Source organism: Shewanella sp. 1180_01 (genome assembly GCF_052850535.1).
The window spans coordinates 1-13,438 of the sequence record NZ_VXCT01000081.1; the positions used below are offsets into that span (position 1 = coordinate 1).

Genomic DNA, 13,438 nt, shown 5'->3' on the forward strand with positions numbered 1-13,438 from the left:
CCTCTGGAATGAGTTATGAGCAGTGGGATCAACAGATGACAGATCTGTATCGTAAAGCTGCCCATACTGGGGTGTATCAAGGTAAGTTTGAAAGCACTCAATTAGATGGCTTGGCGTCGACGCTACTTGTCGATAACGGTGATTTTTCGGTCGCTATGGTCGGTGGTCTTGAATATGAAATGATCAAGTTTAAGCAAACCAGTGATCCAGAATCAGCGGCGGGGATTATTTCCGGTGGCTCGGGTGGTGATGATGTCGATGCCACGCGTGACCGTAGTGCTGCGTATCTCGAGTTTCAAGTGGGTTTACCTGCTAATGTTGAGTTCTCAGCCGCGGTTCGTTACGAGCGCTATGAGCAGGAAGGCTCTCTGACTGGGCCTCAAGGTGAAGTGGTCAACTCATCGACCTTCGATGCCGTGGTGCCTAAATTTGGTTTGAGCTGGCGCCCAGTGGATAGCTTGTTACTGCGTGCCAGTTACGGTGATTCGTTCCGTGCGCCAAATATGAGTGAAATGTTCTCGTCTCAATCCTTGAGTTTTGAGAAGGCGGTGGATTCCCTATGGTGTAATGAACCCGGTAACGTGGATGCCATATATTGCGCTACCAATAATCAGCATAAAACTTGGTTTGGTGGTAACCCAAACTTAGAGGCTGAAGAGGGTAACTCGTTAACCTTTGGTGGCGTTTGGAATGTCACTGATGCATGGAACTTGGAGTTATCTTATTACTCAATCACCTACGACAATAAAATCGAGTCGATCGATGTAGATGATATTCTGCGTGATGAAATCAAGAATGGATCGTCTCCCTATGTGACCCGTGGTCCAGATGGCAAGATTGAGTATATTGAGGCCGGAATACGTAATTTAGCCACAGTTGAGACCTCTGGTATCGATTTTGTAACGGCTTATAACTTAGAAACTGGCTTTGGTGATTTCAATTTCAAACTGGATTTGACTCACGTGCTTGATTTTAAGAAGCAGGATAATGCCGAATCAGAGATGATCGACTACGCAGGAACGACGGACTCACCCGATTGGCGTGGCAACTTTGCGACAAGTTGGAAATACGATGATTTCTCTGCCGCATGGACAGTCGTCTATATTGGTAGTCAATCAGCAAGTTATTTCAACGAGTTAGAAAAAACCGACCGTTATGTCGATTACGATAATTACTTTAAACACAATATCCAATTTGGTTATACCCATGCTTATAACGGCTCTATCACAGTAGGGGTGAATAATGTGTTTGATGCTGAAACACCAAACTATTATACCTACGCCGATTATCGCGATGTGAATGTGGGTTTATATGATGTGTTAGGTAGAACGTATTACCTGAGAATAAACCAGAAGTTTTAGGTTGTCCGCCCTCCCTGGATAACTCAAACCTCCGCTTGCGGAGGTTTTTTTGTTTATTTTTTGCCTACTTATCAGGCCGCTTACCGGATATCGAATCAGTGCTATCAATGGGTGAGGCGCAGCTCGTGGCGGTGTTCGTGTTGATAATGTTCGGCGCAGGAGGCGCAGCGTTGTTCTGTGGGATCTTGGCTTAAGCGTTCGGTTTCGATTTCCGCTTCGCAGTCGGAGCAAAGGCCGTAGAGGCCTAAGTCGAGCTGACAAAAGGCGGCATCAAGTTTATTCAGCTGGCAAAATAGCGGGTGATCGGCCAGTGGCGTTTGCGCCAATGTATCAATTAACTCTGTCAGACTCAGGCTAGCATAATGCTCCCCTATGACTTCGAGGAACGGAGGGAGCGCGCCGAGTTCTTTCCTTAGATTAGCTTCAAGCTCTGACAATTCATGTCTGATATGGGTGGTGCTCACGTAAAATCGCCTATTTCATTTGACTCTAGGCGTCCAGTCTAATAGTTCCACTACCAACGACTATGATAAAGATCAAGTATCTGCCACATTTTAGGTTTTTCCACCGTTAAAAATCGAAAAAGTACTTCATTCCTATCGCATTATGTGTGCTATGGCGAAGTCCCTTTCATGGCTCAGATTGCCGCGCATTGAATCTCGATTTCTAACGCTTATATGGCTTGTTGCCGTTCTGTGGTAGCTCACTCTTCTATGATTCGTTGCCTAAGTTTCGCTGCGCAGCTTCTAATACAGCGACGATTTCTTCTGTGGTTTTAAATACGCGCAGCTCCCTGAACAAGGTATCGGCTTCGGGATATTGACGATTGAGATAGGTAAACCACTGTTTGATTCGGGCGGGATAATAGTCGCTCTTGCGGCCATTGAGTTCCCTTTGGGTATAACTGAGCATCAGCCCTAAGGTTTGCGCCCAAGTATAAGGGGTTGCACCTGTCTTGATGGTATCGGCCAAGTTCGGCAATGAAATCGCCCCACGGCCGATCATAATACTGTCGCAGCCGGTGACTTCGATGCAACGCTTAGCATCATCGCTGTTCCAAATCTCGCCGTTGGCGATCACCGGGATAGGCAAACGTTTGCGTACTTCTGTGATGTATTCCCAGTAGGCGGGCGGTCTGTAGCCGTCGACTTTACTACGCGCATGGATGGCAAGCTCAGTTGCGCCGGCTTCATACACAGCGATAGCATTTTCCATGAACAGTGACTTATCTTCGTAGCCCAAACGTATTTTGGCGGTCACGGCATGTTCTTTCGGTACCGCTTGACGCATGGCTTTGACAATATCGTGCACACTCTCAGGATATTGCAGTAATACGGCGCCACCTTTGCTGCGGTTAACGATTTTAGCCGGACAGCCAAAGTTGGCATCGACACCGTGTGAACCGAGTTCAATCGCCCGCAGGGCATTTTCGCCCATACATTGGGGCTCTTGGCCGAGTAACTGCACTCGCACTGGCGTACCCGAAGGGGTATTGCCGTTGTTGAGCAGCTCAGGACAAAGTTTGAGAAAGACTTTTTCAGGCAGCAGTTGGTCTACCACACGCACAAATTCGGTGACGAGCAAATCGTAGGGATTGATGGTCGATAGAATATCACGCATCAAAGCGTCTACTACGCCTTCCATTGGAGCCAAAATCACACGCACTGCAGTAAACCCATATCTATTTGCAAAGGGCGAGCATTCTACCTTATCGGCCTTAAGTTACAAAGTGGTCGAGTGAATGCGGATTAATAGGCGCACTCATAAATAAAATCCACGCTAAACTGATTGTCCTAGCAGGATATTTTGACCATTTCTGTGATTTAGTGATATTTTTTTGCAATAGAATTGAAATAGGGCAGGTCTTTTGCAGTAAGCCAGCTACTTCTACTGTTGTTGGTCAACATTACTCAATAAACAAGAAGGAATTATTTATGAATTCAGTTAAAAAAACAGCAGTTGCAGTAGCCTTAGGTTCAGTCGTCATGAGTTCAGCTTTTGCTGTCAATGCCCAAACTAACCCGTTTGGTTTTGAAGTAATGGATGCGGGTTATCAAATTGTCGGCTCAGAAGGTAAATGTGGTGAAGCCAAATGCGGCGCGGATATGAAGAAAGCCGCCGCTGAAAAAGCCAAAGAAGGCAAATGTGGCGAAGCGAAATGCGGTGCCGATGTGAAAAAAGCCGCGATGGCGAAAGCACACGAAGGTAAGTGTGGTGAAGCGAAATGTGGCGCGGATATGAAGAAAACCGCTGAGAAAGTTGACGCTAAAGTCGAAGCCGTTAAAAAAGAAATGAAATAAATCTGACTGCACTGAGCCCGCTGTGATGGGGGTTATTGAGTCTAAAGAGGCCAGCCCGCGCTGGTCTCTTTTGTTTTATCCTAAAGCGATGACCAAGCGTTCGTGAGGTTTTATGAATAATCAAAAAAATGCGGTACAGGTAGGACTGGGCTTACGGCGAGAAATGCTCAGTGAGTTTTGTACACAGGTGCCTGATGCTATTGATTTTTTTGAAGTGGCGCCTGAGAATTGGATGACCTTAGGTGGTAAATTTGGCCGCCAATTTCGAGAACTAACCGAGCAACATACTTTCTACTGCCACGGTTTAAGCCTATCGATTGGTAGCCCTAAACCCTTAGATCTCGCGTTTGTAAAAAACATCAAAACCTTTATGAATTTACACCAAATCCAAGTCTATTCCGAACACTTAAGTTATTGCTCTGGCCAAGGTCACTTATATGATTTAATGCCTATCCCTTTTACCGACGCAGCGGTAAAGCATGTGGCGGCGCGGGTGAAGCAGGTCGAAGATATTTTAGAGCGGCCACTTATTTTAGAAAATGTGTCATTTTATGCCGCCCCCGGCGCGCACATGAGTGAACTTGAATTCGTCAATGCTGTGCTGCAAGAAGCCGATTGTAAGCTGCTACTCGATGTGAACAACATCTATGTGAACTCGATAAATCATCAATACGATGCCGATACCTTTTTACAGGCCATGCCGACGGAGCGTATCGCTTATCTGCATATCGCTGGGCACTACAAGCAAGCTGAAGATTTACTCATCGACACCCATGGCGCCGCCATTAACGATCCCGTTTGGGCACTGTTGCAACGTTGCTATGCCTTACATGGGGTAAAGCCGACCTTGCTTGAGCGTGACTTTAATGTGCCGACAACTGCTGAATTGTTGCTCGAGCTAAATCAAATCCACGCTTATCAAGCGGCGGCGCCCAGCTCTCACATTCAAAATAGCGCTCATGTTGTAAAGAGGATCGCCTAATGGATTTTAAGCAAGTGCAGCAATCCTTTATCGATTATATCCGCGATCCGTCTCGGCCATTGCCCGCGGATACTGATGTCCGGCGCATGCAGGTTTACCGCGAGTTATTTTTCAATAATGTGCTGGGATTTGTGTCGAATGGCTTTCCCGTGCTGAAAAGTTTGTATTCTGAGGAAGAGTGGTTGGCATTAGTGCAAAGCTTTTTTAGTCAACATGATTGCCAATCGCCGATTTTTATCGACATTGCAGGCGAGTTTTTAGATTTTTTACAGCAAGAATATCAGCCCACGGCAAATGATCCTGTTTTTATGCTCGAATTAGCCCACTATGAATGGCTAGAGTTAGCTGTTGCGGTTGCACAGGCGAGTGGGGATGAATCTCAACTTAGCCCAGCGCAAATTCCGATGCAGGCCTTATGTTTATCGAAGACGGCGAGGGTGGCGCAGTATCATTTTGAGGTGCAGCACATTCGTCATGATTATCGTCCGCAGCAACAACTCGATACGCCAGTGTTTTTTTGTCTCTATCAAGATGCCGATTGCGAAGTGTGTTTCCTACAGTTAAATCCCTTAAGTGCACAGGTGCTGGCATTTCTTCAAGCTCAAGGCCAAGCGAGCTTTAAAGAGATACTTGATTGGTTAACAATCACTTATCCTAAAATGGCGCCAGAGATTATTGCGCAAGGTTGTACTCAGTTACTCGAGCAATTAGCGGCCAAAGGGATAGTGCGCGGTCGTCAGTCTTAAGGTGGGGATTCTTGCCGAAATAAATGCAATAACCCTACAGTTAGAGGGTTTTTATTAATTTGACAAACCGCTACAATGTCGGCCGTTTTGTGATCTCAATCACTGTACGATTCCTGCGCACTTATACTTGCACATACTAGAGGAGCTGTAATGAGTAGTCAGCCGTTCAAAGACCCATTTAATTTTTTGTATTTTATTGGTTTTATTTTAGTTTTACTGTTGCCGACTCTGCCAGCAAGCCTGTCTTGGTTAAAGCACTTAGGTCTAATTTAAGCGAGCGTTAATCTCGAGCGCATAGACTATTGGCCACTCTTAGAGTGGCTTTTGTTTTTCCGATAAAGGGTAAGTAAATCGATGGTATTAAAGCGCGGATTATTTTTATTGTTAGGTTTAACCGCGTTAGCCTTGGGTTTACTCGGTATTGTGCTGCCTTTGCTACCGACCGTGCCGTTTATCTTGCTTGCCGCTTTTTGCTTTGCCCGCTCCAGTGAACGTTTACACCATTGGTTGATGACTCATCCTTGGTTTGCCGATGCCTTAACCCAGTGGCAAGAGCAGCGAGCAATGCGTAAGGGGTTGAAACGCAAAGCCATGGTCGTCAGCGCGCTGAGTTTTAGTGTCAGCATTATTGTGGTGCCTATCCTTTGGGTAAAAGGTTTGCTGCTCGTGATGGCACTCGTCTTACTCTGGTATCTCAAAGGGATCCCTGAAATAGAGGGATGATTGAGCGACACTATGGATTCAATGTGTGGCAAATCGTTTTCGCCGCGTCATGGGTGAGGGGATGTAACACTGTGCCGACAGGGTTTGATCTAAGGCACAAATTGATAACCTTTCCATCACTTGTGCGTTGTGATTGTTGCAACTAAAACTAAAGCGGCATAAGCTTTGTCCGACTTTCGACAATGCGTCCACCCAGTGTGGACGTTTTGTTTTATACCGCCAACGCTAGGTTGGTGAATTGATTAAGTAACTTATTAAGTAAATATGATGGCTATGAATACAGAAACCTTATCCTTGATAAAGCAAAGCATTAAAACGATTCCTAATTATCCTAAGGAAGGGATTTTATTTCGAGATGTCACCAGTTTGCTTGAGAATGCAGCCGCCTATAAAGCGACCATCGACTTGTTAGTTGAACATTATCGTGGCCAAGGCTTTACCAAAATTGTGGGCACTGAGGCCCGTGGTTTCTTGTTTGGCGCGCCGTTGGCTTTAGAATTGGGTGTGGGTTTTGTACCTGTGCGTAAACCGGGTAAATTACCGCGTGCGACTATCAGCCAAAGCTATGAACTGGAATACGGTCACGATAGCCTAGAAATTCATACCGATGCGATTAACCCAAATGACAAAGTGCTAGTCGTTGACGATTTACTCGCGACTGGCGGTACTATTGAAGCGACCGTTAAACTCATTCGCCAACTGGGCGGTGAAGTTAAACATGCGGCCTTTGTGATCTCATTACCTGATTTAGGTGGTGAAGCACGTTTAACCGCTTTAGGGCTTGAGTTGGTTAAACTTTGTGAGTTTGAAGGCGAATAAATCTGCAGCTAAAGGCGCCTTGGGATAGTTTGATGGCATGTCAAATCATGACATGTTATCTTTCAAAGTTCTCGGGGCGCATGCTCCCGCTCTTGTATCACATACTCTGGGGAGTTCCATGTCATATCAGGTGTTAGCCAGAAAATGGCGCCCTGCCACATTTGATCAAATGGTTGGCCAAAGCCATGTTTTGCATGCCTTGACCAATGCGTTAAGCCAGCAGCGCTTACATCATGCTTACCTGTTTACGGGAACGCGCGGTGTCGGTAAAACCAGCTTGGCGCGACTCTTTGCCAAAGGCTTAAATTGCGAACAAGGCGTGACAGCGACTCCCTGTGGTGTTTGCGGCAGCTGCGTGGAAATCGCTCAAGGCCGTTTTGTCGATTTAATTGAAGTCGATGCTGCGTCCCGCACTAAGGTCGATGACACCCGTGAGCTGTTAGACAATGTGCAGTATCGCCCGACCCGTGGCCGTTTTAAGGTTTATCTCATCGACGAAGTGCATATGCTGTCGCGCAGCAGTTTTAACGCACTGCTAAAAACCTTAGAAGAACCCCCCGAGCACGTTAAATTTCTTTTGGCGACAACTGATCCACAGAAACTGCCCGTGACTGTGTTATCCCGTTGTTTGCAATTCAATTTAAAAAGCCTTACCCAAAGCGAAATTGGCACTCAGCTCAATCATATTTTGACTCAAGAGCAATTTCCCTTTGATGTTGAAGCCCTAAAGCTTCTTGCTAAAGCCGCCAATGGCAGTATGCGTGATGCCTTGAGTTTGACCGATCAAGCGATCGCCTTTGGTGGCGGCAATGTGATGCTCACTCAAGTGCAAACTATGCTGGGCAGTATTGATGAGCAGCATGTGGTTGCCTTGCTTAAAGCCTTAACCGATGCCGATATTGGCGTGTTAATGCACACTTGTGCCCAAGTGCTCGCGTACGGCGCCGATGCCCAAGAAGTGCTGCGCAGTTTACTTGAACTGTTACATCAAATTACCTTGACCCAATTTGCCCCCGCGGCCGCGCAGCAATCTTTGTATAGCGCGCAAATTCGCGCCTTTGCCGAGCAGCTGACACCGGAGCAAGTGCAGCTTTATTATCAGATTTTATTAACGGGCCGCAAAGATTTACCCCATGCACCAGACCCTAAATCGGGTCTTGAGATGGCGCTGTTACGGGCTGTCGCATTTGTAGCAGAAAAGCCGGTAAAGCGTTGGCAGCCAGATGCGGTCGCTGAGATCCGTTTACCCGAAGGGCAAACGCCCGTTGCGGCAACTGCTGCGCAAGCTCCTCATGTAAATGAACAACAGTTTGCTGAAACACATACTGCTGAAACACATACAACTGAACCGCATACCACTCAAACAGTGCCTGCTGAAAAAAAAACAGCATTAATTGAGCAAACTAGCGCTAACCAGCAAGTTGAAACCGCGCAAGCGGACGCTGTTGACATGGCTGACGTGTCAATTGAGCCAGCAGATACTGTAGAGCAGGCGCTTGATGCTGAGCTCGAAGCGGATGCGGCATTAATTGCCGAACAGGCGGTGATTCTAAGTCAGGCGCAGAGTCAGGGATTTAACGCTGACAGCTTAAACGCTGACACAGTGAATGCTGAGGTAGAGCCTCAAACTCAAACAGTATCAACCGCTCAAGCGCCTTCTTTACACATTTCTGAACCCGTTGCTGACATTGAAGCATCGGTTGCCAGTCTTGATGCTCATAATAGTGAAGTTCCTGAATTAATTGGGGCAACTGCCGAGTCGAGTATTGTTAATCTAGCAGCGGCTGAAACGCTTGTAGATTCAACACCTGCTGTTAACAACAGCGCAGCTGAGAACACACTGGATAACAATCCCACCGCTAACAACACGCTTGAGCAAAAAGGGCTTGATGAACATAGTCCCTATGGAACTGAAGCAGCGCATTCTTATCCAGCGATGGGAGTTTATGCCCAAGAGTCAGCGCCGCTCGATTCCTATCAAGATGCTTATGTTGAATTTTCTTCTGGCTCTTACAATGATGACGACTTTCATCACAGTTTTGACGCTCATGCGGTACCTGATGAAGTTGAACACTCAGATAGTGTTCAACATTCTGCTGATGTTCGAAGCGCAGCAAGTATTCAAAGTGATGTAGGCATGCAAGGCTCAGTTGATAGTCAGTCAGCTGCAATGGCTCAAGTGTCTCCTCAGACACCAACACCAACTCCAATTTCAATTCCAACACTAGCCTCCGCATCCTTAGCCGATGATGATATTCTCTCGGCGGTGTTGGCTGCGCGAGATTCACTGTTATCAGATCTCGACGCCTTAAGTGTTAAGGACGGTGATGAAAAAAAGTCGTCACTGGACTCAAAATTAAAGACACCAAACAGTAAAGCCAATGGGATCAGTTTATCAAAACATGCCAGTAAAAGTGATGCAAGTCAGACAAGTGCGTCATTCTCTGCCGATCCCGCCGCTGATTTAGACCCCGATTTAACAATAGATTTCGATGATGATTTTGACTTAGATCTTGAGCCAATGGCTCAGCATCAATCAGTGTCTTCGGCTGCAAGCGCATCAGGTTCTGTCCCTGCTGATCCAGTCAAACCGGCAGCATATGATCGTCCGCCTTGGGAGGCTGCGCCAGAAATAGTGTCAACAGCTGAGCTTATCGAAACGACTCAGGTTGATAGCGGCAATACTAATATCGCTGATGCTGTGATGGCTCAAGGCTCTGATATAAATGATGACTCTGCCAGCAGTGGTCAAGGATCTTTAGATACTAGCAATACTACCAATAACGTGCCTGATGGTAATGACTCCCAGAGTGCCGAACAGGGTTCAGGTTCGAAGTCACAAGTGCTTCAAACTCAAGCAAGACATCAAGATAAAGTGCAAGCTACCGCATTAACGCCAGCTAGCACGACTGCACAGACTCAGACGGCTAGCGCTGTTGAACGTACGCAGGAGAGGGAAGTCGCGCTTAGTACACTTCCGATCAGTGGTCATCCATTAGATTTGCATTGGTACAAGTTGATGGCGAGCTTAGAGGTCGGCGGGCGAGTGCGGCAACTGGCGGTTAATTCCGTTTGCCAAACCCAGAGCGATCCTTTGCCGCTGTTGCTTAAGCCAAATCAGAAACATCTTGCGGCCGATGTCGCCATAGTTCAGCTTGAGCAAGCCTTAAGTGCTGCGCTCGGGAACCCAAGACGGGTACAAGTGGTCATAGGAATCGATGCGCAGCGGGAAACGCCTTTAGAGTTACGTAAACGTTTCCACCAAGAGTTGCTGCAACAGGCGCATCAATCACTGATCCATGATGACAATGTGCAATGGTTGATCCAACGTATGGGCGCCGAACTCGATGCCGACAGTTTAGTGTATCCGCCCGAGTTGTTGAATTTACGCAGTCAGCAAATACAAGCGTTACCTGAGTTAACTGAGGCGGCGAGTTAACCATTATTGACGAGCCCTTGGGTAAAATGTTCGTCGTTAATTTGTAACCTTGTGGTTTAAATTTGAGCTTGAAGTGCATATTTATAGTGATGCTGCTGAGAAACTCGGCATCGAGATCATAAGTTTATTAACAAGATAACGGCATTGATTGCCAATCCCATTTATTTAAGTAAGATTAGCCGCGTTAATGCTTGCGACTAACCCTAATAGAAGAGAAAAGACTATGTTTGGAAAAGGCGGTATGGGCAATCTGATGAAACAGGCCCAGATGATGCAAGAAAAAATGGCCAAAGTGCAGGAAGAAATCGCCCGTATGGAAATGGTGGGTGAATCTGGTGCAGGTTTGGTGAAAGTCACCATGACTGGCGCGCACACAGTGCGTAAAGTTGAAATCGACCCAAGCCTGATGGAAGACGACAAAGAAATGCTGGAAGATTTGATTGCTGCGGCTTGTAATGACGCTGCCCGTCGAATCGAAGAAAACCAAAAAACTAAAATGGCCGAAGTCACTGGTGGTATGCAATTACCTCCAGGCATGAAAATGCCATTTTAATTGAGATAGCCGATGAAATTTAGTCCACTGTTAGATGAGTTAATTCAGTCCCTGCGTTGTTTACCTGGGGTTGGGCCTAAATCGGCGCAACGTATGGCGTTTCAGTTACTCGAGCGCGACAGAAAAGCAGGGCTTAAATTAGCCAGTGCGCTGTCCAGTGCGATGAGTGACGTCGGTCATTGTCAGTCTTGCCGAACCTACACTGAAGAAACCCTCTGTCCGATTTGTGCTAGCCATAAACGCGGCACGTCTTCTACCATTTGTGTGGTGGAAACGCCGGCCGATGTGTTAGCCATTGAGGCGGGTGGACATTTCACCGGTCGCTACTTTGTTCTTTTAGGTCATTTATCGCCACTCGATGGTGTTGGGCCAGAAGAGCTAGGTTTAGCGTTACTCGAGCGCCACTTGGCTTCGGGTGATGTGGCCGAGTTGATTTTAGCGACCAATCCGACGGTAGAAGGCGAGGCAACAGCGCATTTTATTGCTGATATGGCCAGACGCCATAAGGTGATGATCAGTCGCATCGCCCACGGCGTGCCCGTTGGTGGCGAGCTTGAATACGTGGATAGCACGACGTTAGCCTTGTCATTCAATGGCCGTTTACCGCTTTAACAGAACACAGTGACTCAGTTTAGTTAGTGTAATGCGATTGATTATATTAGCTTAATTTAAATGCTGAACTGTTCGACTCGACTCAATTGTCGCGATATCCCTTAAACCCGCCAAGAACCTATCTTGAGCGGGTTTTTATTTGCCCAGTGTTTTAACATCGGTGTCGAGGCAGAGTTGTGGTGATAGGGCCGTGGAGATAGCGCTGTGCTTCAATCCTCATTTCAATTGATATCTACCCATATAAAAACTAGGTTTATCAATAGTTTTTTAAATTTCATACTTGTCTTATGCGAGCTTCATCCGTAAAGTCGGTTTGATAAGAAGCGGGCTAAGTTGCGATTTACCACAGTGTTCGCGCCTTTGTGCCTAAGCTAATTCGTGGATTTAGATCTGTGTGCTTAGCTCTGTGTACGTTGAACCGGACAGGTATTTTTTATTAGAAAACCATGGAGGGGACTCATTGGAAAAGATTACGATTAGGCATGCAGAGAAGCGTGACGCCGCAGCTATTCAAGCCGTATATGCCTGCCCAAATGCCTATACTGGTACCTTACAACTCCCTTGGCCATCGACCGATAAATGGGAGTCACGCCTTGCGGCAACATCGAATCATATTAGTCGCTATGTCGCAGAGATTGAAGGTGAAATTGTCGGCGAGTTGGGTTTTGAGGTGTACGAGCAACCCCGTCGCAGGCATGTTGCCTCCTTTGGAATGGGGGTAAAAGACAGCTACCAAGGCCGCGGTGTTGGCAGCGCCTTGATTAACGCTATGCTTGAGCTTACCGATAAATGGATGAATATAAAACGAATTGAATTAACGGTTTATACCGATAATCATGCCGCCATTGGTCTGTATAAAAAGTTTGGCTTTGTGATTGAAGGTGAGTCGAAGGATTTTGCTTTTAGAAATGGTGAGTTTGTCAGTGTGTATCATATGGCGCGGATAAAGTAGCATGCTGGTCTTGGCGCTATTTTAACGGTTGCTTAAGGCATTTACTTTAAGAATGGACTCTAAGCGCTCATTCCAAGTCCTAACTTTCTATAGGATCTGACGCTAAGTGCTCAATCTAAGAACTTACTTCAAGCGCTCACTTCACGAACTGAGGTCTGGGATAGCATTAAGCGCCTATTTTCAGAGCTCGCTTTAGGTGCTAAGTGTGTGTCTATCTCAACTTTTAAGGATAAAAAATGGGACTCATTTTATTGCCACTACTGATACTTTGGTTGGGTGTTGGTATTTATGCCATTCGTATCGGCTATCAAGTCTTGGCTGGGACGTCTCAATTAAGCTATGTACTCAGTGTTTGTGCTATTGCTATCGTGGCATTACTGCTTTATCTCTATTTCGGTTTCGCTCAATTTAAGGAAAATAAAGCGTTGTGGGCGTTCGAAATTCCGATGTTTTTTGCCGCGAATAAGCTCGCTTTTGGCGTCATGATCCTTGGTCTGTTGCTGCACTGGTTCGGTCAAGGTGTTCTCACTTCCGCTTATTTGAAACCTCTACCTTTCATCATGATTTTCACCGTTTCCTTTGGTGCTATGGCCGGAGTCATATTGTCCGATACCTTCATGGCGAAATTTGAAATCCAAAAAACGCATTGAGATCAGCTAATCAGGTTAAATTTTTAGTTCGGATGCTGTTGCTGAAGTGGATTTGAACTGATGACCTTCGCCCGTTATTTATAAAGAGTTGAGCCCGACGAGTTAGCATGCCGCTCTATCCCATATTTTACTGTGGGTTTCATTGATTTTTAGGTACAAAAAGACCAGCTTATGCTGGTTAAATTGGTTGCGGGAGCCGGATTTGAACCGACGACCTTCGGGTTATGAGCCCGACGAGCTACCATACTGCTCCATCCCGCGTCCGATTGTTGTGCTAGTTTTTTAACTTTCACTAGTAAGA

At 46.4% G+C, this 13,438-nt stretch carries 13 protein-coding genes and 1 tRNA gene; 11 read left to right on the top strand and 3 right to left on the bottom strand.

Translation table 11 applies throughout. The features are described from left to right. Positions 1-1,361, top strand: a 1,361-nt coding sequence (locus FW758_RS23035; protein WP_446446643.1) for a TonB-dependent receptor domain-containing protein, incomplete at its 5' end; no start/stop codon positions are given. 104 nt (positions 1,362-1,465) lie between these two features. Here the strand turns inward: FW758_RS23035 and FW758_RS23040 are convergent. Both FW758_RS23040 and FW758_RS23045 read right to left on the bottom strand, forming a co-directional pair. Then, entirely contained in the window at positions 1,466-1,825 is a 360-nt protein-coding gene (locus tag FW758_RS23040; RefSeq protein ID WP_311890673.1) for a TraR/DksA C4-type zinc finger protein, read from the bottom strand. Between the two features lie 247 nt (positions 1,826-2,072). Continuing rightward, complete coding sequence (locus tag FW758_RS23045; RefSeq protein WP_011847064.1) at positions 2,073-3,026, bottom strand: tRNA-dihydrouridine synthase; 954 nt, start codon at positions 3,024-3,026, stop codon at positions 2,073-2,075. Between the two features lie 269 nt (positions 3,027-3,295). On the opposite strand from FW758_RS23045, the gene FW758_RS23050 reads away from it, so the two are divergent. The 10 genes from FW758_RS23050 to FW758_RS23095 all read left to right on the top strand — a co-directional run bounded on the left by FW758_RS23050 (position 3,296) and on the right by FW758_RS23095 (position 13,137). Next, positions 3,296-3,661: an HvfA family oxazolone/thioamide-modified RiPP metallophore gene (locus FW758_RS23050; RefSeq protein ID WP_446446644.1), complete on the top strand. Its 366-nt coding sequence runs from the start codon at positions 3,296-3,298 to the stop codon at positions 3,659-3,661. Between the two features lie 112 nt (positions 3,662-3,773). Beyond that, positions 3,774-4,643 (top strand): HvfB family MNIO-type RiPP peptide maturase, encoded by an 870-nt coding sequence (locus tag FW758_RS23055; RefSeq protein ID WP_446446645.1) that lies wholly within the window; start codon positions 3,774-3,776, stop codon positions 4,641-4,643. Beyond that, positions 4,643-5,389: an HvfC family RiPP maturation protein gene (locus tag FW758_RS23060; RefSeq protein WP_259580689.1), complete on the top strand. Its 747-nt coding sequence runs from the start codon at positions 4,643-4,645 to the stop codon at positions 5,387-5,389. Before FW758_RS23055 ends, FW758_RS23060 begins: the two co-directional genes overlap by 1 nt. Before the next feature lie 354 nt (positions 5,390-5,743). Then, positions 5,744-6,112, top strand: coding sequence for a YbaN family protein (locus FW758_RS23065; protein ID WP_012089492.1), 369 nt, complete (start codon positions 5,744-5,746; stop codon positions 6,110-6,112). 267 nt (positions 6,113-6,379) lie between these two features. Further along, on the top strand, positions 6,380-6,931 hold the full coding sequence (gene apt / locus FW758_RS23070; protein ID WP_086010671.1) for an adenine phosphoribosyltransferase: 552 nt from the start codon (positions 6,380-6,382) through the stop codon (positions 6,929-6,931). Between the two features lie 37 nt (positions 6,932-6,968). Further along, the gene (gene dnaX, locus FW758_RS23075; protein ID WP_446446646.1) at positions 6,969-10,370 is read left to right on the top strand and encodes a DNA polymerase III subunit gamma/tau; all 3,402 of its coding nucleotides are present in this window, start codon (positions 6,969-6,971) and stop codon (positions 10,368-10,370) included. Positions 10,371-10,593: 223 nt separating this feature from the next. Then, the gene (locus FW758_RS23080) at positions 10,594-10,923 is read left to right on the top strand and encodes a YbaB/EbfC family nucleoid-associated protein (protein WP_006082082.1); all 330 of its coding nucleotides are present in this window, start codon (positions 10,594-10,596) and stop codon (positions 10,921-10,923) included. Between the two features lie 12 nt (positions 10,924-10,935). Then, positions 10,936-11,535: a recombination mediator RecR gene (recR, locus tag FW758_RS23085; RefSeq protein ID WP_006082081.1), complete on the top strand. Its 600-nt coding sequence runs from the start codon at positions 10,936-10,938 to the stop codon at positions 11,533-11,535. A 460-nt stretch (positions 11,536-11,995) separates the two neighbouring features. Continuing rightward, positions 11,996-12,487: a GNAT family N-acetyltransferase gene (locus FW758_RS23090; RefSeq protein ID WP_006082080.1), complete on the top strand. Its 492-nt coding sequence runs from the start codon at positions 11,996-11,998 to the stop codon at positions 12,485-12,487. A 236-nt stretch (positions 12,488-12,723) separates the two neighbouring features. Next, complete coding sequence (locus FW758_RS23095) at positions 12,724-13,137, top strand: hypothetical protein (RefSeq protein ID WP_063883044.1); 414 nt, start codon at positions 12,724-12,726, stop codon at positions 13,135-13,137. A gap of 184 nt (positions 13,138-13,321) precedes the next feature. Here the strand turns inward: FW758_RS23095 and FW758_RS23100 are convergent. Beyond that, positions 13,322-13,398: transfer RNA gene (locus FW758_RS23100), tRNA-Met, on the bottom strand. Between the last annotated feature and the right edge of the window lie 40 nt (positions 13,399-13,438).